This window comes from Aeromicrobium sp. P2_G6, assembly GCF_056403535.1.
In genome coordinates, this window is the sequence record NZ_JBFUFH010000002.1 from 504,328 (window position 1) to 524,341 (window position 20,014).

At 67.6% G+C, this 20,014-nt stretch carries 20 protein-coding genes; 14 read left to right on the forward strand and 6 right to left on the reverse strand.

What is annotated here, in order from left to right:
- Positions 1-48: 48 nt before the first annotated feature.
- The 13 genes from AC1DVU_RS09010 to AC1DVU_RS09070 all read left to right on the forward strand — a co-directional run bounded on the left by AC1DVU_RS09010 (position 49) and on the right by AC1DVU_RS09070 (position 13,425).
- Positions 49-1,011: a sugar ABC transporter substrate-binding protein gene (locus AC1DVU_RS09010; protein ID WP_476922098.1), complete on the forward strand. Its 963-nt coding sequence runs from the start codon at positions 49-51 to the stop codon at positions 1,009-1,011.
- A 99-nt stretch (positions 1,012-1,110) separates the two neighbouring features.
- Positions 1,111-2,157: an ABC transporter permease gene (locus tag AC1DVU_RS09015; protein ID WP_476922099.1), complete on the forward strand. Its 1,047-nt coding sequence runs from the start codon at positions 1,111-1,113 to the stop codon at positions 2,155-2,157.
- Positions 2,154-3,053, forward strand: coding sequence for an ATP-binding cassette domain-containing protein (locus tag AC1DVU_RS09020; RefSeq protein ID WP_476922100.1), 900 nt, complete (start codon positions 2,154-2,156; stop codon positions 3,051-3,053). Before AC1DVU_RS09015 ends, AC1DVU_RS09020 begins: the two co-directional genes overlap by 4 nt.
- The gene (locus AC1DVU_RS09025) at positions 3,050-4,201 is read left to right on the forward strand and encodes a Gfo/Idh/MocA family protein (protein ID WP_476922101.1); all 1,152 of its coding nucleotides are present in this window, start codon (positions 3,050-3,052) and stop codon (positions 4,199-4,201) included. Before AC1DVU_RS09020 ends, AC1DVU_RS09025 begins: the two co-directional genes overlap by 4 nt.
- A 76-nt stretch (positions 4,202-4,277) precedes the next feature.
- A complete protein-coding gene (locus tag AC1DVU_RS09030; protein ID WP_476922102.1) occupies positions 4,278-5,267 on the forward strand; it encodes a Gfo/Idh/MocA family oxidoreductase in 990 nt (329 codons plus the stop codon).
- Positions 5,268-5,275: 8 nt separating this feature from the next.
- On the forward strand, positions 5,276-6,283 hold the full coding sequence (locus tag AC1DVU_RS09035; RefSeq protein ID WP_476922103.1) for a Gfo/Idh/MocA family oxidoreductase: 1,008 nt from the start codon (positions 5,276-5,278) through the stop codon (positions 6,281-6,283).
- Complete coding sequence (locus tag AC1DVU_RS09040; protein WP_476922104.1) at positions 6,280-7,056, forward strand: TIM barrel protein; 777 nt, start codon at positions 6,280-6,282, stop codon at positions 7,054-7,056. The genes AC1DVU_RS09035 and AC1DVU_RS09040 overlap by 4 nt, the downstream gene beginning before the upstream one ends.
- Positions 7,057-7,185: 129 nt before the next feature.
- Positions 7,186-7,761, forward strand: coding sequence for an ATP-dependent Clp protease proteolytic subunit (locus AC1DVU_RS09045; RefSeq protein WP_476922468.1), 576 nt, complete (start codon positions 7,186-7,188; stop codon positions 7,759-7,761).
- Positions 7,758-8,360 (forward strand): ATP-dependent Clp protease proteolytic subunit, encoded by a 603-nt coding sequence (locus tag AC1DVU_RS09050; RefSeq protein WP_056404183.1) that lies wholly within the window; start codon positions 7,758-7,760, stop codon positions 8,358-8,360. Before AC1DVU_RS09045 ends, AC1DVU_RS09050 begins: the two co-directional genes overlap by 4 nt.
- A 131-nt stretch (positions 8,361-8,491) precedes the next feature.
- A complete protein-coding gene (clpX, locus tag AC1DVU_RS09055) occupies positions 8,492-9,763 on the forward strand; it encodes an ATP-dependent Clp protease ATP-binding subunit ClpX (protein WP_476922105.1) in 1,272 nt (423 codons plus the stop codon).
- Positions 9,764-9,796: 33 nt separating this feature from the next.
- The gene (locus AC1DVU_RS09060) at positions 9,797-10,948 is read left to right on the forward strand and encodes a saccharopine dehydrogenase family protein (RefSeq protein WP_476922106.1); all 1,152 of its coding nucleotides are present in this window, start codon (positions 9,797-9,799) and stop codon (positions 10,946-10,948) included.
- Between the two features lie 72 nt (positions 10,949-11,020).
- Positions 11,021-12,424 carry a cytochrome ubiquinol oxidase subunit I gene (locus tag AC1DVU_RS09065; protein WP_476922107.1) on the forward strand — a complete coding sequence of 468 codons (1,404 nt, stop codon included), beginning with the start codon at positions 11,021-11,023 and terminating at the stop codon, positions 12,422-12,424.
- Positions 12,421-13,425, forward strand: coding sequence for a cytochrome d ubiquinol oxidase subunit II (locus AC1DVU_RS09070; RefSeq protein WP_476922108.1), 1,005 nt, complete (start codon positions 12,421-12,423; stop codon positions 13,423-13,425). Before AC1DVU_RS09065 ends, AC1DVU_RS09070 begins: the two co-directional genes overlap by 4 nt.
- 16 nt (positions 13,426-13,441) lie before the next feature.
- On the opposite strand, the gene AC1DVU_RS09075 is transcribed toward AC1DVU_RS09070, so the two are convergent.
- Both AC1DVU_RS09075 and AC1DVU_RS09080 read right to left on the reverse strand, forming a co-directional pair.
- Entirely contained in the window at positions 13,442-14,377 is a 936-nt protein-coding gene (locus tag AC1DVU_RS09075; RefSeq protein WP_476922109.1) for a 1-phosphofructokinase family hexose kinase, read from the reverse strand.
- On the reverse strand, positions 14,374-15,141 hold the full coding sequence (locus AC1DVU_RS09080; RefSeq protein ID WP_476922110.1) for a DeoR/GlpR family DNA-binding transcription regulator: 768 nt from the start codon (positions 15,139-15,141) through the stop codon (positions 14,374-14,376). The genes AC1DVU_RS09075 and AC1DVU_RS09080 overlap by 4 nt, the downstream gene beginning before the upstream one ends.
- A gap of 153 nt (positions 15,142-15,294) precedes the next feature.
- Between AC1DVU_RS09080 and AC1DVU_RS09085 the strand changes: the two genes are divergently transcribed.
- A complete protein-coding gene (locus AC1DVU_RS09085; protein WP_476922111.1) occupies positions 15,295-16,947 on the forward strand; it encodes a phosphoenolpyruvate--protein phosphotransferase in 1,653 nt (550 codons plus the stop codon).
- 55 nt (positions 16,948-17,002) lie between these two features.
- Here AC1DVU_RS09085 and AC1DVU_RS09090 read toward each other — a convergent pair whose 3' ends face one another.
- From AC1DVU_RS09090 to mtlA, 4 genes are read right to left on the reverse strand one after another with little or no spacing between them, the layout of a single operon-like run.
- Positions 17,003-18,049: a zinc-dependent dehydrogenase gene (locus AC1DVU_RS09090; RefSeq protein WP_476922112.1), complete on the reverse strand. Its 1,047-nt coding sequence runs from the start codon at positions 18,047-18,049 to the stop codon at positions 17,003-17,005.
- Positions 18,046-18,492 (reverse strand): PTS mannitol transporter subunit IIA, encoded by a 447-nt coding sequence (locus AC1DVU_RS09095; protein ID WP_476922113.1) that lies wholly within the window; start codon positions 18,490-18,492, stop codon positions 18,046-18,048. The genes AC1DVU_RS09090 and AC1DVU_RS09095 overlap by 4 nt, the downstream gene beginning before the upstream one ends.
- Complete coding sequence (locus AC1DVU_RS09100; protein ID WP_476922114.1) at positions 18,485-18,796, reverse strand: hypothetical protein; 312 nt, start codon at positions 18,794-18,796, stop codon at positions 18,485-18,487. Before AC1DVU_RS09100 ends, AC1DVU_RS09095 begins: the two co-directional genes overlap by 8 nt.
- Positions 18,797-18,798: 2 nt before the next feature.
- Entirely contained in the window at positions 18,799-19,893 is a 1,095-nt protein-coding gene (gene mtlA / locus AC1DVU_RS09105; RefSeq protein ID WP_476922115.1) for a mannitol-specific PTS transporter subunit IIC, read from the reverse strand.
- Positions 19,894-20,014: the final 121 nt, after the last annotated feature.

Sequence of the window (20,014 nt, forward strand, 5' to 3'; positions counted from 1 at the left end):
CGATCGCCTCATGGCGCCGGGCCCCCAGAAGAGAAGGAACACCACCACATGAAGAGAATCAAGATTGTCGGCGCCATTGTTGCCGCCGGCGCTCTGCTGGCCGCATGCAGTGGCACGGGCAGCGACGAAGGCACGGAAAAGACCGCCAGCAAGGACTTCACGTACGCGGTCATCACGCACGCTGGTCCAGGTGACGCCTTCTGGGACCGGGTCAAGTCCGGTGCCGAGCAGGCCGGCAAGGACTACGGCGTCAAGGTCGAGTACAGCTCGGACGGCGACCCGGCCAAGCAGTCGCAGCTGATCGACGGCGCGGTCGCCGACAAGGTCGACGGCATCGTCGTGTCGATGGCCAACCCTGACGGTCTTGAGGACAGCGTCAAGAAGGCCGTCGCAGCCGGCATCCCGGTCATCACGATCAACTCCGGCGTCACCAAGTTCAAGGAGTTCGGCGCGATCACCCACGTCGGCCAGTCCGAGACCGTTGCCGGCGAGGCTGTCGGCGAGCGGCTCAAGAGCGAGGGTCTGAAGAACGGCATCTGCGTCATCCAGGAAGCCGGAAACATCGGCCTCGAGGAGCGCTGCAAGGCCGCCGCCGCCACGTTCGGCGGCAAGATGCAGAACCTGCAGGTCGACGGCACGGACGACAGCGCCGTCCAGTCCACGATCACGTCGAAGCTCCAGGCCGACAAGTCGATCGACGCCGTGCTGACGCTCGGTGGCCAGTACGCGATCGACGCCGTTGGAGCCATCAAGGACTCCGGCAGCAGCGCCAAGGTGGGGACGTTCGACCTCTCCGAGGACGTCATCAAGGACATCCAGGCCGGCACGATCCTGTTCGCGGTCGACCAGCAGCCGTATGTCCAGGGCTTCCTGGGTGTCACGGGCCTCTACCTGAAGTCCATCAACGGCAACGACATCGGTGGTGGACAGCCGATCAACTCCGGTCCGGCCTTCATCACGAAGGACAACGCCGACGCCGTCCTGAAGTACGCCAAGAACGGCACACGCTGAGCTGACCGGGGGCCCGGCACACGCCGGGCTCCCGGCCCCCTCACCCTTCACTCAAACGCAGGCTCGACGAGCAACTGTGCGTCGAGGAACGGAGCCATCATGACCACTGCCACCCTGGACGACGAACGCGTCGCGCGTACGTCGACCCTGACCAAGCTCTTGAAACGCCCGGAGATCGGCGCGCTTGCCGCGGCCATCGTGATCTTCGTCTTCTTCGCAGTCACCACCGACACGTTCGCCACCGCGAGCGGATCCAGCACGTGGCTCCGTGGCGCCTCGACGATCGGCATCATGGCCGTCGCGGTCGCTCTGCTCATGATCGGCGGTGAGTTCGACCTCTCCGCCGGTGCGATGACCGGTTTCACCGGCCTTGTCGTTGGTGTCCTCACGACGGAGTACGGCCTCAACATCTGGGCCGCGATTCTCGTCTCGCTCGTGCTCGCGCTCGGGATCGGAGCGATCAACGGGATCCTCGTGATGAAGACCGGGTTGCCGAGCTTCATCGTGACGCTCGGGACGTTCTTCGTCCTGCAGGGCATCGACCTCGCCGGCACCAAGGCGCTGATCGGCCAGGTCGCGATCCAGGGCATGACGGATGTGCCCTTCTACAGCCAGGCCAAGAAGGTCTTCGGCTCGTCGCTCGACATCAACGGGAGTGGTCCGGGCGGTCAGATCTACGCGTCGGTGTTCTGGTGGATCGGCGTCACGGCGATCGCGACGTGGGTCCTGCTGCGCACCAAGACCGGCAACTGGATCTTCTCGGTCGGCGGCGCGCAGACCTCGGCTCGCCAGATCGGCGTACCCGTGTTCAAGACCAAGGTCGGGCTGTTCATGACCACGGCAGGAGCCGGCTGGCTCGTCGGCATGCTGCTGATGTTCACGACATCGACGGTCCAGAGCAACACCGGCGTCGGCCAGGAGTTCATCTACATCATCTGCGCCGTAGTCGGTGGCTGCCTCATGACCGGCGGCTACGGCTCGGCGATCGGCGCGGCACTGGGTGCGCTGATCTACGGCATGGTCAACCAGGGCATCGTCTACTCGGGCTGGGACAACAACTGGCTCAAGGCGTTCCTCGGCGTCATGCTTCTGGGAGCGGTGCTCCTCAATGAGTGGGTTCGCAAGAGGGCGGAGACAGCACGATGACCGAGAACAAGACTGTGGAAGAGACAACTGACGCAACATCGCCAGTCACCCATGTGTACGCCCCGCCGCCGCGCGGCACCGCGATCATCGAGGTGCGGGACATCGGCAAGCGCTACGGCAACATCATCGCGCTGAGCGACGTCTCGACGCAGGTTCGCGCCGGCGAGGTGACGTGCGTGCTGGGCGACAACGGTGCCGGCAAGTCGACGTTCATCAAGATCATGGCGGGTGCGCACGAGCACACTGATGGGCATCTGCTGATCGACGGCGAGGAGAAGCACCTCTCGAGCCCGCGTGCCGCGCTCGAGCTCGGCATTGCCACGGTCTACCAGGACCTTGCCGTTGTCCCGCTCATGCCGGTGTGGCGCAACTTCTTCCTCGGCAGCGAGATCACCAAGGGCGTCGGCCCGTTCAAGAAGCTCGACATCGACTTCATGAAGAAGACCTCGAAGTCCGAGCTGGCGGCGATGGGCATCGACCTGCGCGATGTCGACCAGCCGATCGGCACGCTCTCGGGTGGTGAGCGGCAGTGCGTCGCGATCGCTCGCGCGGTCTACTTCGGTGCCCGCGTGCTGATCCTCGACGAGCCGACGGCGGCGCTCGGCGTCAAGCAGTCGGGTGTCGTGCTGAAGTACATCGCCAAGGCCCGTGACCGCGGCCTGGGCGTCGTCTTCATCACCCACAACCCGCACCATGCCTATCCGGTCGGCGATCGCTTCATGCTGCTGCGCCGTGGCAAGAGCATGGGTGACTTCCCCAAGGACGAGATGACGCTCGACGAGCTGACCTCGATGATGGCCGGAGGCACCGAGCTCGAGTCGATCGCGCATGAGCTGGAGCGCTCGATGGGTGCCGATTCGAAGGTTGCGCAGGAGATGAAGGCAGAGATCACGTGACACCTGAGCTCCGCGTCGGGATCGTCGGCCTGGGCTGGATGGGCCAGGTCCACGCTCGGGCACTGAGCCGGCTCACGCAGCACTACACCGACAGCCCGTTGCGGCCACGGCTCGTCGCCGTGGCCGACACGGCTGACGACGACCGCACGGAGCGCGCTGCGCAGGCGTTCGGGTTCGAGCACCAGCTCACCGACTGGCGCGAGCTCGTGTCCCGCGACGATGTCGACCTGGTGTGCGTGACCGGGCCCAACTTCATCCACCGTGACGTCGCGGTCGCGGCAGCGCAGGCCGGCAAGCACCTGTGGGTCGAGAAGCCCGCGGGACGCAATGCCCCCGAGACGGCGGAGATCGTCGCGGCGGTCGACGCCGCGGGTGTGCAGACCGCTGCCGGCTTCAACTACCGCAACGCGCCGGCGGTCGAGCTGGCTCGCGAGCTCATCTCGTCGGGACGTCTCGGCACGGTCGAGCACACGTCCGTACGCTTCGTGTCCGACTACGCCGCCCACCCCTACGGCGCACTGTCGTGGCGGTTCCAGAACGAGTTCGCCGGCAGCGGCGTGCTCGGTGACCTGGTCAGCCACGCGGCCGACCTCGTCCGCTACGTCGTGGCCGACATCGACGAGCTGATCGCCGACCGGGCGACGTTCATCCCGGAGCGCCCTGCGGCCCGGCCCGGCGCGATGCACTACGAACGCGGCGCCGGGGCGATGGGCGTCGTCGAGAACGAGGACTACGTCTCAGCACTCCTGCGGATCGCCGGGGGATCGCGCGGCATCCTTGAGGCGAGTCGCTCGGCGGTGGGGGAGCAGAACACCTACGGCATCGAGGTGCACGGCACGGAGGGTGCCCTCAAGTGGGACTTCCGACGCATGAACGAGCTGCAGGTCTGCCTCGACCAGGACTACCAGGACGCGTTCTATGCGACGCGCTTCGCGACCCCGGGCGACGGCGAGTTCGCCGCGTTCCAGCCCGGCGCCAACAACCCGATGGGATTCGACGACCTCAAGGTCATCGAGGCGCGCCGACTCGTGCAGTCGATCGCGGACGGCAAGCCGTACGGGGCCACGATTCATGACGCGTTGATCGCAGCGCGGACCGTCGACGCGATGATCGTGTCGGCCGACGAACGAAAGTGGGTTTCGCTGTGAGCGAGCGCCAGCGAGTGAACAATTCAGGCCTCACAGCGAGGCCTCCGTACGCTTCTTCTTCCACGGAGGTTTCGCTGTGAGCCTTCGTGTGGGTGTCATCGGGGTCGGTGCGATGGGCGCCGATCACATCAAGACGATCTCGACAGCCGTCCCCGCCGCTCGGGTCTCGGAGGTCTACGACTTCGACGTCGACCGGGCGTACTCGGTCGCGCAGCCGGTGTACGCCGGTGTCGCCGGCTCCGCCGAGGCGCTGATCGACTCGTCGGCCGTCGACGCCGTGATCATCTGCTCTCCCGACCACACGCACGCGGACCTGGCCAAGGCCTGCATCGCCGCGGGCAAGCCCGTGCTGTGCGAGAAGCCGCTCGCGGTCACGGCCGAGGACTCGCTGTCGGTCGTCGACGCCGAGCTCGCTGCCGGGCGCCAGCTCGTCCAGCTCGGCTTCATGCGGCGCTACGACCCCGGCTATCGCGAGATGCGTGACGCCCTGCGCAACGGTGACATCGGGGAGGCGCGCATGGTGCACTGCGTCCACCGCAATGCCTCGTCCCACACCAGCTCGACCAGCGAGGGCATCGTCACCGGATCGATGGTGCACGAGCTCGACATCGTCCGCTGGCTGCTCGACGACGAGATCGCGACGATCCGCGTCGAGTCGCCTGTCGCCGAAGGGCTGCGCGATCCGCAGCTCGCGACGATCCAGATGCGCTCGGGCGTGCTGGTCTCGGTCGAGGTGTTCGTCAACGCTGCCTATGGCTACGACGTGCGTTGTGAGCTCGTCGGCACCTCCGGCACGGTGTCGCTCGTACCCCCGAACCCGTCGAGTCTCCGCAAGGCGGGCCTCGACGGCGTACGCGTGCGCGACGACTTCATCGGCAGGTTCGCCGATGCCTACCGCCTCGAGCTCGGCGCGTGGGCGGAGGACGCGCTCAACGGCGTAGTCCACGGTCCCAGCGCCTGGGACGGCTATGTCGCCAACGTCGTCGCGACCGCAGGCGTCGCCTCACTCACGACGGGCGGGCGCCAGAACGTCGCCCTCGACCCCCAGCCAGACCTCTACTCCTAGGAACCCGTATGTCCTTCACACCCGTCCGGATCGGACTCATCGGAGCGGGACGCATCGGCGCGTCCCACGCCTCCGTCATCGCACGCCGCGTGCCCGAGGCTCAGCTGGTTGCCGTGGCAGACCCCCGTCCCGGCGTCGCGGCGGAGCTCGCCGAGCCGCTGGGTGCACGAGGAGAGACTTCTCCGGAGGCGATCTTCGCCGCCGACGACGTCGACGCAGTCGTCATCGCGGCTTCGTCGACCGCGCACGCCGAGCTGATCGTCGCGGCCGCCGACGCTGGCAAGCACGTGTTCTCCGAGAAGCCGGCCGGTATGAGCCTTGCCGAGATCGAGCGGGGCATCGCGGCGACGACGCAGGCCGGCGTGGCGTTCCAGGTCGGCTTCAACCGCCGGTTCGCCGCGGACTTCCGGGCTGCGCACGAGGCGATCGTCGCTGGTCGCGTCGGCACGGTCCGTCAGCTGCGCTCGGTGACGCGTGACCCGGGATCGGGCCCCGCGGACCCCGATGCGGTGCCGCCGTGGACGATCTTCACCCAGACGCTGATCCACGACTTCGACACGCTCAACTGGCTCAACCCCGGCGCGCGGGCGGTCGACGTCGTTGCGACGGCCGACTCGCTGACCGCCCCGGGTCATCCGACGTTGCTGGACCACGCGACGGTCGTGATCCGCTATGACAACGGTGCGATCGCCACCGCTGAGGCGAGCTTCGCCGCGGCCTACGGCTATGACGTACGCGGTGAAGCGCTCGGGTCGGCCGGCATGGTGACCGCGGGCGAAGGCGCGACGTCGTCGATGCGTCTGCACGACGCGTCGGGCCGTGTTGCCGCGACGGCGCACGGCGACGTCGAGCTGATGATCGACGCCTACACCGGCGAGTTCGCCGAATTCGCAGCGGCGGTCCTCGAGGGCCGTAAGCCCTCGGTGACCGGCGAGGACGCCCGCGCTGCTTTCGCGATCGCGCAGGCGTGCATCGAGTCGTACCAGTCGGGCACCCGGGCGAAGGTCATGGCATGACGTACACGTTGGCGGTCTGCGCCGAGATGGTGTTCACCGAGCTGCCACTGTTGGAGCGGATCGAGCGCATCCACGCTGCCGGGTTCGCCGCCGAGATCTGGGGCTGGGCCGACAAGGACGCCACCGCACTTGCGGCGACCGGTGCGACGTTCACCTCGATGACCGGCTACGTGACCGGCGACCTGATCACCCCCGACGGCGCGGACGACCTGCTTCGCACGGCCGAGAAGTCGATCCCCTTCGCACGGGCGATCCACTGCCCGTCGCTCAACCTGCACGGCACCGGGCTCGGCGAGGGCGGCATTCCCGTCAGGCCGGTCGAGGTCGTGACCGGCGACATGTGGCTCGCCGCCGAACGTACGCTCTCGCGTGTCGCCGAGCTGGGGGAGCGGCACGGCGTCACGTTCGTGCTGGAGAACCTCAACACCGAGGTCGACCACCCCGGTACTCCGTTCGGGCGCGCTGCGGACACGCTCGCGCTGGTCAGCGCGGTCGACAGCCCTCACCTCAAGATGAACCTCGACCTCTACCACGCACAGATCGGCGAGGGGAACCTCGTCGAGCTCATCCGCCGGTCCGCGCCCCACCTGGGCGAGGTGCAGGTTGCCGATGTGCCGGGCCGCTGCGAGCCGGGCACCGGCGAGGTCAACTGGCCGTTCGTGGCCCGTGCCCTCGCCGACGCCGGCTATGACGGCGTCGTGGCGATGGAGGCGTACGCCAGCGGCGACTCCCACCTCGCCCTCGAACGCTTCCGCGCGGCGTTCACGCTCTGACCTGCCGATCTACGGCTGCGCGTTCACGCTGTCAGCGAACAGCCGTGTTTTCGCGTGTGTTCGAACCCGCGGCCGTCTAGGTTTGGGGACGTGAACACACCGGATACCCCCAGCCCCATGTCGCCGAGAATGGCCGGCGAGGCCGGCCCCTCGGATCTCGACGGCCACATCTACCAGCGGCTGCTCAAGGAACGCATCGTGTTCCTGGGCTCCGAGGTCCGCGACTCCAACTCCAATGCGATCTGTGCCCAGATGCTGCTGCTCAACGCAGAGGATCCGCAGGCCGACATCTACCTCTACATCAACTCGCCGGGCGGCTCGGTCGACTCCGGCATGGCGATCTACGACACGATGCAGTTCATCTCCAACGACGTCGCCACGTTCGGCATGGGCCTGGCCGCCTCGATGGGCCAGTTCCTGCTCGCCGCGGGCACGGCCGGCAAGCGCTACGCCCTGCCGCACGCGCGCATCATGATGCACCAGCCCTCGGGCGGCATCGGCGGATCGGCGTCCGACATCAAGATCCAGGCACAGCAGAGCCTGCTTCTCAAGAAGCAGCTCAACGAGCTGCAGGCCCACCACAGCGGCCAGAGCGTCGACCAGATCGAGCTCGACTCCGACCGGGACCGGTGGTTCACGCCGGACCAGGCCAAGGAGTACGGACTGATCGATCACGTGGTCAAGAGCGCAGGAGACGTCAAATGAGCTATTACATCCCGCAGTGGGAAGAGCGCACGTCCTACGGCTTCCGGCGCATCGATCCCTACGCCAAGCTGTTCGAGGACCGCATCATCTTCCTCGGCACGCCGATCAGCGACGATGTCGCCAACGCCGTCATGGCCCAGATGCTGTGCCTCCAGGCGATGGATCCCGACCGCGACATCAGCATCTACATCAACAGCCCCGGTGGCTCGTTCACGGCGCTGACCGCGATCTACGACACGATGCGTTACCTCAAGCCCGACGTGCAGACCATCTGCCTCGGTCAGGCCGCGTCGGCCGCCGCGGTGCTGCTGGCCGCCGGCACGCCGGGCAAGCGTCTCGCGCTGCCCAACAGCCGCATCCTGATCCACCAGCCCTACACCGAGGGCACGGGCGGCCAGATCTCCGACCTCGAGATCCAGGCCAACGAGATCCTGCGCATGCGCGAGCTGATGGAGAAGATGATCTCCGACGCGTCGGGCAAGCCCGTCGAGGAGGTCAGCCGCGACGTCGATCGCGACAAGATCCTCACCGCAGCCCAGGCACTCGAGTACGGCCTGATCGACGAGGTCCTCGAGACGCTCAAGGTCCCCGCAGTCTGAAGACCTGTCCATGACACACGGCCTCGTGACCGAGACGCAGCACACATTCGCCGCTAGGGTGAAAATATTGCTCTCCCGGTCACGGGCCGGCTCCGGCTCACTCCGCGCAGAAACAAGAAGGGACTCTCCACGTGGCACGCATTGGTGAAACCGCCGATCTGCTGAAGTGTTCTTTCTGCGGAAAGAGCCAGAAGCAGGTCAAGAAGCTCATCGCCGGACCCGGTGTCTACATCTGTGACGAGTGCATCGACCTGTGCAACGAGATCATCGAGGAAGAGCTCGCCGAGGGTGCCGAGCTGAGCCTCGGTGAGCTGCCGAAGCCCCACGAGATCTACGACTTCCTCAACGGCTACGTCATCGGTCAGGACGGCGCCAAGAAGTCGCTGGCCGTGGCGGTCTACAACCACTACAAGCGCGTCCAGGCCCAGGTCGGGAGCTCGCGGAGCAAGGACGACCAGGTCGAGCTGGCCAAGTCCAACATCCTGCTCGTGGGTCCCACCGGCTGTGGCAAGACCTACCTGGCACAGACCCTGGCCCGCATGCTCAACGTGCCGTTCGCGATCGCCGACGCGACCGCCCTGACCGAGGCCGGCTATGTCGGCGAGGACGTCGAGAACATCCTCCTCAAGCTCATCCAGGCCGCGGACTACGACGTCAAGAAGGCCGAGACCGGCATCATCTACATCGACGAGGTCGACAAGATCTCACGCAAGAGCGAGAACCCCTCGATCACCCGCGACGTGTCCGGCGAGGGCGTGCAGCAGGCGCTGCTCAAGATCCTCGAGGGCACCACGGCCTCGGTGCCGCCGCAGGGCGGGCGCAAGCACCCGCACCAGGAGTTCATCCAGATCGACACGACCAACGTGCTGTTCATCGTCGGCGGCGCGTTCGCCGGGCTCGACCAGATCATCGAGCAGCGCAGTGGCAAGACCAGCCTCGGCTTCAACACCGGCCAGGTCGACATCGGCAAGGCCGTGGCGCCCGAGAAGCTCTACTCCAAGGTGCTGCCCGAGGACCTGCTCAAGTTCGGCCTGATCCCTGAGTTCATCGGCCGGCTTCCGGTCATCGCCGCGGTCGACAACCTCGACAAGGATGCGCTCGTCGCGATCCTGACCGAGCCCCGCAACGCGCTGACCAAGCAGTACGTCCGGTTGTTCGAGATCGACGGCGTCGAGCTCGAGTTCAGCGCCGACGCGAGCGCGGCCATGGCCGACCTCGCACTGGCCCGTGGCACGGGTGCTCGCGGCCTGCGCTCGATCATCGAGGCAGTCCTGGAGCCGGTCATGTACGAGATCCCGAGCCGCGACGACGTCGCCAAGGTCATCGTGACCGAGGCGACCGTCTCCGGCGCCGAGGGACCGACGATCCTGACCCACGACGAAGTGGCCAAGAAGGCCTCCTAACCTCACATCTGTACTCGTCGGTAGGTTGGCTCCATGACCTCAGTCGACATCGCCCTGCTCGGAGCCACGGGATTCACTGGTGGCCTGACCGCCGATTACCTCGGCGAGCACCTCCCGCCCGGCGGCTCCTGGGCCATCGCGGGCCGCAATCAGGCCAAGCTCGAGGCGGTCGCCGACCGCATCGAACGGCTCGGGGGAGTGCGCCCCGAGATCATCTCGGCCGATATCGGCAACGCCGACTCGATGGCCGCGCTGGCCAAGAGCACGCGGGTCCTGGTCACCACGGTTGGGCCCTACCTCAAGTACGGCGAGGCCGCGGTCAAGGCCAGCGTCGAGGCCGGCATCGCGTACGTCGACTTGACCGGCGAGCCGCAGTTCGTCGACGACATGTGGCTCAAGTACCACGATCGCGCGGTCGAGACCGGCGCTCGGATCATCCACGCCTGCGGCTTCGACTCCATCCCGTACGACCTCGGCGTCCTGTATGCCGTGGAACAGCTACCTGAGGGTGTCCCGATCCAGGTCCGGGGCTACATCCGCGCCAATGCGGAGTTCTCCGGCGGCACCTATCACTCGGCGATCAACCAGTTCTCGTCGATGCGCGACTCCGGCAAGATCGCCGCGGCCCGCCGCAAGGCCGAGCCGCGACCCGACGGTCGCAAGGTCCGCGGATCCGGCAAGCTCGGCAAGGCGCCCGAGCTGGGCGGCTGGGGTGTGCCGATGCCCACGATCGATCCGCAGATCGTGCTGCGTTCGGCGCGAAGCCTCGAGCGCTATGGTCCCGAGTTCACCTACTCGCACTTCGCCCACTTCAAGTCCCGTCGCATGCTGGCTGCCTCGGGAATCGGTCTCGGCGTGGCGTTCGTGGGGGCGCAGCTGCCGCCGACCCGTGCGCTGCTCCTCAAGCTCAAGGACCCAGGTGCCGGGCCGTCGCCGGAGAAGCGTGAGAAGTCGTGGTTCAAGTTCAGCGTGTTCGCAGAGGGCGGCGGCAAGCAGGTCCATGCCGAGGTCACCGGCGGCGACCCGGGCTACACCGAGACGTCCAAGATGCTCAGCGAGTCGGCCCTCTGCCTGGCGTACGACGACGTCCCGAAGGTCGCCGGCCAGACCACAACGGCGGTGGCGATGGGCGATGCGCTGATCGATCGCCTGCAAAAGGCCGGCATCACCTTCCGCACGGTGTGATGTATTCGTCGCGCGGACCATCTCACACTCCGCGGACGGGGTTCGGCGGCGACTCGCACGTAGGCTGAACTCATGGACTTCGCCGGAGTCATCACCCACGTCCTGACCTCGAGCGATGCCCCACCGGGGCTCCTCCCAGCCCGTGAGCAGATGGCCCTCTCGCTGGGCTGGCACATCATCCTCGCCTGCTTCGGCGTGGCGTTCCCCACGATGATCTACGTCGTTCATCGACGTGGCATCGTCCGTGACGATCCGGTCGCCCTGGGACTCGCGAAGCGCTGGGCCAAGGTGTCCGCCGTGCTGTTCGCGATCGGCGCGGTGTCCGGCACGGTGCTCAGCTTCGAGATGGGCATCCTCTGGCCGGGGCTGATGGGCCGCTTCGGCGACGTCCTGGGGCTGCCGTTCGCCTTCGAGGGCTTGTCGTTCTTCGTCGAGGCGATCTTCCTCGGCATCTACCTCTACGGCTGGGATCGCATGCCCCCGCGGCGCCATCTCGCGATGCTGATCCCCATGGGGCTTGCCGGAGTCGTGGGCACGTTCTGCGTCATCTCGGTCAACGCGTGGATGAACAACCCCACCGGCTTCAGGATCGTCGATGGCGAGGTCACCGACGTCAACCCGTGGCGCGCGATGTTCAACGACGGGGTCTACCTGCAATTCGCGCACATGTGGTTCGCCGCGTTCATGGTCGTCGGCTTCGTGGTTGCGGGTGTCTATGCGGCGGGCATGCTGAAGGGCCGGGTCGACGCCCACCACCGGCTCGGCTTCACGGTGCCATTCGTGTTCGCAACCGTCGCGGCGATCGTGCAGCCGTTCATCGGCCACATCCTCGGCCTCCGCGTCGGCGAGACGCAACCGTCCAAGCTGGCGGCTTTCGAGCTCGCGACGACAACTGAGCAACCTGCACCGTTGCGGCTCGGCGGCGTCCTGATCAATGGCAAGGTCCACGGGGCGATCGACATCCCCAAGATCGGGTCGCTCATCGCGCGCAACTCGTTCGACAAGCCCGTCCCTGGTCTCGACACGATCCCCGCGGCGGACCGGCCGCCGGTCAACATCACGCACCTGGCGTTCCAGTCCATGGTCGGCATCGGCACGCTGCTCGCGATCGTCGTGGTGTTGTTCTGGCTCGCGAGGTGGCGGGGCGTCGACCTGCTGCCGAAGCGGTGGTTCCTGCGCGGAGCGGTGATCGCCGGACCGCTCGCCGTCATCGCGATGGAGGCCGGCTGGATCGCCACCGAGGTGGGGCGCCAGCCGTGGGTGGTCTGGGGCATCCTCCGGACCGAGGACGCGGCGAGCGAGAGCGCGGGGCTGTGGTGGAGCTATGCCGCCGCGGTCGTGGTCTACATCGGCATGACGATCGGGGCATTCATCGTGCTCCGATCCATGGCCCGTCGATGGCGAGCCGGCGAGGAGGACCTGCCGAGTCCGTACGGCCCGGGCACCGCCGCGATCGACGAGGCGGCCCTTCGATGAGCCTTGCTGTCGTCGTTGCCATCGCGATGTTCGCCGGCATCGTGCTGTACGCCCTGTTCGGCGGTGCCGACTTCGGCTCGGGGTTCTTCGACCTCACCGCCGGAGGGTCAGAGCGTGGCGGTGAGCTGCGCGTCCTGATCGACCACAGCATCGGTCCGGTGTGGGAGGCCAACCACGTGTGGCTGATCTACATCCTGGTGATCTGGTGGACCGGATTCCCCGAGACCTTCGCTGCCGCGACCACGACGCTCACGCTGCCGCTCGCGCTGGCCCTGGTCGGCATCGTGCTGCGGGGCGCGAGCTTCGCGTTCCGCAAGTACTCCGCGACCCTCGCCCAGGCGCGACTCTTCGGAGCAGTGTTCGCCGGATCGTCCCTGATCACCCCGTTCTTCCTCGGAGCGGCAGCCGGTGCGGTCGCCTCGGGTCGCGTGCCGGCCGAGGGCAACGGTGACCAGCTCAGCTCCTGGCTCCATCCCACGTCGCTGTTCGGAGGGCTCATCGCCGTCGGCACTTGCGCGTTCCTCGCAGGTGTCTTCCTCACCGCTGATGCTGTCCGTTCAGGTCACCACTCGCTGAGCGAGACCCTGCGCATCCGGACGATCGGCGTCGGAATCGTCACGGGCGTCATCGTGTTCGCCGCGCTGGTGCCGATCAAGCACGACTCGCCGACCCTCAGCGACCGGTTGCTGGGCCCGGCGGCACCGCTCATCGTGGCTTCGGCGATCGCTGGGCTGGCCACGCTCGTCCTCCTCCACCGCAGGCGTCCCGCTCAGGCTCGGTTCGCCGCCGTCGCCGCCGTTGCCGCGGTCGTGATCGGCTGGGGAGTGGCGCAGTACCCGTGGATGCTGGTCGACGAGGTCAAGATCTCGGCCGCTGCCGGTGCCGACGCGACGCTCGCCGGCTTGTTGGTCGTCGTCGGCCTCGCCGGGGTCATCGTCGTGCCTGCTCTCGCGTACTTGTTCTGGCTGACCCAGAGCGAGCGCTGGACCGAGTCGCACTGAGCGGTCCTGCCGGAACCTAGACGCGTACGACCTGGGGGAGGGCCGGCAGGTCGTCGGGCCCCGGCATCGTCGATCCCGGCAAGGACGCCGCGGCGCTTCCGTACGCGACGGCGAGTGCCAGACGACCGTCGGCATCGGAACCGTCAAGTGCACCGATCAGGTAGCCCGCGAGCGCGGAGTCGCCGGCGCCAACAGTGCTGCGAGGGACGATCGTGGGAGCCGCCGCCATCCTGACTCCCTCAGGACTGATGAGCAACGCGCCCTTGCTCCCGAGCGTCAGCAGGATCTCGCCCACCCCCCGGTCCAGCAGCGGCCGTGCGGTCTCGTAGGCGAGCTGCGGATCACCCTCGAACATCGCGGCGGGCACGTCCAGCAGCTCGCCCAGCTCGTCGGAGTTGGGCTTGATCAGGTCGATCCGATCGGCGGCGCGGTCCAGCGTCTTGCGGAGCGACTTACCTGAGGTATCGACCGCGATCCGCAGACCGTCGCCGTGGATCCCGTCGATCACGTCGGCGTACCACCCGGCGTCGAGCCCCGGCGGCAGGGAGCCGCTGAGAACGGCCCATCGTGCGCCGGCCGCTTCCCGGGCGACCTCACGGATGAGCTGGTCAAGCTGGTCGGCCGTGAGCTCAGGGCCCGGCGCATTGATCTTGGTGGTGACGCCGTTGGACTCGGCGAGCGTCAGGTTGACTCGGGATGCTGCTCCGGTGGGCACCGCACGGTGTGTCACCCCGAGCTCGCGCAGGCGGGTCAGCAACGGGTCGTCGTGGTCGCCCGGTAGCACCGCGACCGCCAGGTGACCACTCTTGCGTACGACCTGGGCCACGTTGACGCCCTTGCCGCCGGCCTCGTCGTGAGCCGTGACGGAACGGATCACGCCACCACGTTCGAGCGGCTCCGACAGCTCGATCGTGCGATCGATGCTCGGGTTGGGGGTGAGGGTGACGATCACGCCAGCACGACCTCGACGCCGTGCTCCCGCAGTGCATCGACATCCTGCTGGCTGGCGTCCTTGTCGGTGATCACGACGTCGAGGTCGTCGTAGGACGCGAACGCGAAGACGTGCTCGGCGGAGAACTTCGACGAGTCGAACAAGGCGACGACCTTGCGGGCTGATCTGGCCAGCGCCCGCTTGACGGCCGCCTCCTCGCTGTCCGGCGTGCTGAGGCCGTGGTGCGCGGACGCAGCATTCGTGGCGAGGAAGCACACGTCGACCTGGACCGACGCCAGGGCGTCGACGGTCGACTGCCCGACCGCCGCGGCGGTGACGCCACGGACGCGCCCGCCGAGGAGGTGCAGGTTGACCGATGGGATCGCCGTGAGCTTCGAGGCTGTCGGGATGGAATGCGTGATCACGGTCAGCGGGTGGTCGAGGGGGATCGCGTCGACGAGGTGGCTGATGGTCGTGCCGGCGTCCAGCACGATGCTCCCGCCGGCTTCCGGGAGGAACGCGGCCGCCTCGTGGGCGATGCGTTCCTTCTGCTCGGCGTTGGTGGTCGTGCGCTGCGCGAGTCCCGGCTCGAGGATCGTCAGCGCGCGCGCTGCGACGGCTCCACCGTGCACGCGCTGGGCCAGCCCGTCCCGCTCGAGAACGGCCAGATCGCGCCGGATCGTCTCACTGCTGACGTCCAGCTCCTCGGCCAGGTCGATGACTGCGAGCCTGCCGTCCTGGTGCAGTCGTTCGGCGAGGAGTTGCTGGCGTTCTGCGGCGTACACGGCGCTCCTCGCTCGATGGTCGAGACGTGACGTCAACGAAGTGGGTTTATGTGGCTTTCACCATCTGTACGTATTGTTTTACGTCCGAATGCGTGTAAAGTCAAGCAACATCGTGGGGAGTGGCACCTCCCTCCGCAGTGCTGAAGGAGCGTTATGTCGTCGACGATTCTGCACGGCAACGGCGTGGTCCCGGGAATCGGCGTCGGGCCGGTCGTCCGTCCCATGCCTCGCCCGGACCTCCCGCGTGACGAGGAGAGCCTCGATCCGGAGGCCGGCTCAGCGCGGTTCAGTGAAGCGGCCAACCTGGTCGCGGATCGGCTCGCCGCACGCGCCGGCCAGGCCAGCGGAGCAGCCGCAGAGGTCCTCATGGCGACATCGTCGCTCGCGCGAGATCGCGGGCTCGTCGCGCTCGTGCAGAAGCGGCTCGCCGATGGCACGGGCATCTGCGCCTCGACGGCTGGTGCGATCGAGGAGCTCAGCGCGATGTTCGCGGCCGCCGGCGGGCTGATGGCCGAACGCGTGACGGACCTCCAGGACATCCGGGACCGTGTCGTCGCCGAGCTCACCGGCCAACCCGAGCCCGGAATACCAACACCCGAGGTCGCGTCGGTCCTGTGCGCCGACGATCTGGCACCCGCCGACACGGCAGGCCTCGACCCTGCGTCGATCGTCGCGATCGCCACGTCGCTGGGCGGGGCGACGAGTCACACGACGATCATCGCCCGCCAGCTCGGCATCCCCTGCGTCGTCGGCACGGACGGGCTGGACGACATCGCCGAGGGCACGGCGATGCTGGTCGACGGGTCGAGCGGCGAGGTCATCCTCGACCCTGATCCCGGTCTGGTCCGGGAGCGCACCGAGGCCGCCGCTGCCTTCGGTCAGGCCGCCGCGTCGTGGCGCGGGCCCGGCGCGACCTCGGACGGACACGTGGTCGACATCCTCGCGAACGTCCAGGATGGTGCGGGTGCGCGCAAGGCGGCCGAGACCCACGTCCAAGGGGTCGGGTTGTTCCGCACCGAGCTGTGCTTCCTCGACCGCGACGTCGAGCCCACCGTGCAGGAGCAGGCGGCCATCTATGGCGAGGTCTTCGCCGCGATGGGCGACCGCAAGGTCGTGATCCGTACGCTCGACGCAGGCTCGGACAAGCCGGTCAGCTTTGCCACGATCAAGGACGAGCCCAACCCGGCGCTCGGCGTTCGCGGTATGCGGCTGGGCCTGCGCGACGAGGGGCTCATGGACCGGCAGCTCGATGCGATCGCGCTCGCCGCCAAGGAGTCGGCCGCGCCGGTGTGGGTCATGGCGCCCATGGTCGCGACCGAGGACGAGGCCGAGTGGTTCGGCGCGAAGGTGCGCGAGCGAAGCCTCGTTCCGGGCGTCATGATCGAGATCCCGAGTGCCGCGCTGCTCGCGGACCGCATCCTCCGCCACGTCGACTTCGTCTCGATCGGCACCAATGACCTGAGCCAGTACGCCTTTGCGGCAGATCGGATGGCGCCGTCATTGTCGCGGCTCACCGATCCGTGGCAGCCGGCCCTCCTGGCGCTCATCCACCGGGTGGCTCAGGCGGGGCTGGATGCCGGCAAGCCCGTGGGTGTCTGCGGAGAGGCCGCGGCTGACCCGCAGCTCGGCTGCGTCATGGTCGGGCTCGGCGTCACCTCGCTGTCGTCCGCGGCTACGGCCGCACCCCTCGTGGGTGCGACGCTGGCCGGTGTCACCGAAGACACCTGCAAGGCGGCCGCACGCGCCGCCCTGGACGCCAGGGGGCCCGCCGAGGCCCGCGACGCGGCTGCAGCGCACCTGTCCTGACACAGCGAAAATGCCCGACCGCACGCAGCAGGTCGGGCATCCTCGGATCTGGTGTCTACTGCTGAGGCTCGATCGTGACCTTGATGCCCTCGCCGCTGCGGACGATGTCGATGGCCTTCGGCACGTCGGCCAGCGGCAGTCGGTGGGTGATGAGGTCGAGGACAGGCACGGCCCCGGTCGCGATGCGGTCGAGCGCATCCTTGTTGTTGGCCGGCGATGACCCGTTGGCGCCCACGATGGTCAGCTCGCGGTAGTGCACCAGGTTGGAGTCGAGGGTGATCGTCGGCTTGTCCTTGGGCAGGCCGCCGAAGAAGCTGATGCGCCCCTGCCGCGCGGCGTACTGGACGGCCTGCTCCTGCGCGATGCCGGCTGCTGTCGCCGTGATGGCCACGTCGGCGCCGCGTCCGTTGGTGAGGTCCATGACCGCCTGGACGACGTCAACCTCACCGGCGCAGATCGTCTCGTCCGGCTTGACGATGCCGGCCGCCTGCTCGAGGCGGGCGCGGTTGAGCTCGATCAGCGTGATGCGTCGAGCCCCGTTGGCGCGCGCCAGGCGTACGTGCAGGCAGCCGATCGGGCCGGAGCCGACCACGACGACGTCATCGCCCTCGCCGACGCGTGCCAGCGTCTGGGCGTTGATCGCACAGGCGAACGGCTCGGCGACCGAGGCCTCGGCATAGCTCAGTCCCTCGGGTATGCGGTTCAGGCCGTCGACCTTGAGGACTGCGCGGGGAACGATCATGTACTCCGCGAATCCGCCGTCGAACTGGTAGCCCATCGAGACCTGGTTGGGGCAGACCGACATCTTCCCGTGGGTGCACTCCTCGCACTCGCCGCACGGCACGGCGGCGATGACCTGGACCCGGTCGCCGGGTTGCCACCCGTCGACGCCGGAGCCGACCTCGACGACCTCGCCGGCGATCTCGTGCCCGATGACGCGGGGTGGGTCGAGGTTCTGGTGCCCGGCGCCGAAGATCTTGACGTCCGTTCCGCACGTCGAGGTGGCCCAGACCTTGATCTTGACCTCGTCGGGTCCTGCGGTCGGCTCGTCGGCGTCCTCGTATCGCAGGTCACCCGGGGCGTAGAAACGCACCACCTTCATGAAATGTCTTCTCCTTCGGAGGGCTGCAGGAGGGCCAGCACCGTGTCGGTGTCGGATGCCTCGCGCAGCTGCTTGGCCTGGTCGGGGTCGACCAGGATCATGGCCAGCTTCGACAGGATGCCGATGTGGTCGTCGCCCACGGCAGCGATGCCGATTGCGACGCGTACGTCATTGCCGTTCCAGTCCACGCCATCGGGAAAGCGAACGAACGACAGCGCGTTGCGCTGCACGGTGTCCTTGCTCTCGACCGTGCCGTGGGGGATGGCGAAGCCCTCGCCCATGTAGGTCGACACCGACTGCTCGCGGTCGAGCATCGCGTCGACGTACGACTCGGCGACGGCGCCGACCTCGACGAGGACGCCACCGGTGACCCGGATGGCGTCCTCGGCCGAGGTGGCTGCTGCCTCGAGGCGGATTGCCTCGGCCATCAGCAGGTCAGCCACTGACGTCGCCGCCGTCCTTCAAGGTCTGGACCAGCGCGTTGACGGCCGGATCGCCGAGGAACACCTGGAACGTCACGACGGGCTTTCCCGGCGCGCTGGAGCGGGCGCGCTCGGCCAGCGACTGGTGGCAGAGCACCACATCGGCGTCGGCGGGGATCTGGCCGACCGGCGTGTGCTCGACCGTGATGTCGGTCTTCTTGAGCTGCCCCTTGAGGGTGCTCGCCAGCATCACGCTGCTGCCCATTCCCGCGTCGCACGCGACGATGAGCTTCTTGACGTCAGCGGCATTGATGGTTGCGGTCATGATCAGGCCTCCTGGAGGGTCGAGTCTTCGGAGACCTCAGAATCGTCGCTCCCGCGACCAAAGCCAAGCAGCATCGAGCCGACCACGAAGGACACCGCTGTGGCCACGCCCACTCCGAGGAGCATCCCGGCGTAGTTGCCGAAGCCCTTGGGGGTCTGCGCGAGGTAGGCGAAGATGCTGCCCGGCGAGGGGGAGGCGACCAGACCGGCATTGGTGAGCTGGAACGTCGCGATGCCCGCCGCGCCGCCGAGGATCGTCGCGAGGATCATCTTGGGCTTCATCAGGACGTACGGGAAGTAGATCTCGTGGATTCCGCCGAAGAAGTGGATGATGATGGCCGCCGGGGCCGAGGGGCGCAGGGCCCTGGGCCCGAAGAACCAGTAGGCGAGCAGGATCCCGAGGCCCGGGCCGGGGTTCGACTCGAGCATGAACAGGACCGACTTGCCCTTCTCTGCAGCTTCCGCAGCGCCCAGAGGAGTCAGCACGCCGTGGTTGAGCGCGTTGTTGAGGAACAGCACCTTTGCGGGTTCGATGATGACCGAGGCGACGGGCAGGAGGTTGTTGTCGACGAGCTTGTCGACGCCGTCACCGAGCCAGTTGGTGAGGTGCTCGACGATCGGGCCGGCGCCCTTGAGGCCGACGATCGCGAGGGCGCCGCCGACGATGCCGGCGGAGAAGTTGTCGATCAGCATCTCGAAGCCGGGCTTGACCTTGCCCTCGATCGACTTGTCGAACTTGCTGATGACCCAGCCGCCCAACGGTCCCATGATCATGGCGCCGAGGAACATCGGCACGTCTGTGCCGACGATGACGCCCATCGTGGCGACCGCGCCGACCACGCCACCGCGGTGACCGTGGACGAGCTTGCCGCCCGTGAACCCGATCAGGAGGGGGAGCAGGTAGGTGATCATCGGTCCGACGAGCTCGGCGATGTCCTTGTTGGGGATCCACCCGTCGGGGATGAACAAGGCCGTGACCAGGCCCCAGGCGATGAACGCGCCGATGTTGGGCATGACCATGCCGGCGAGCTTGGCACCGAAGCGCTGGACGTTCGCGCGCAGGCCGTCCCCTGTCGCCGCTGGTGTGAAGTTGGACATGTGGACTCCTTGAAGAAGCTGATCACTTCGTTGTGACGTCTGTCACCGGGTCCATCAAATGCCCGAGTGTGTGGCTTTGTCAAGGTTTGATGCGGTTTTGTGTGGGAGTCAGCCTGTGGCA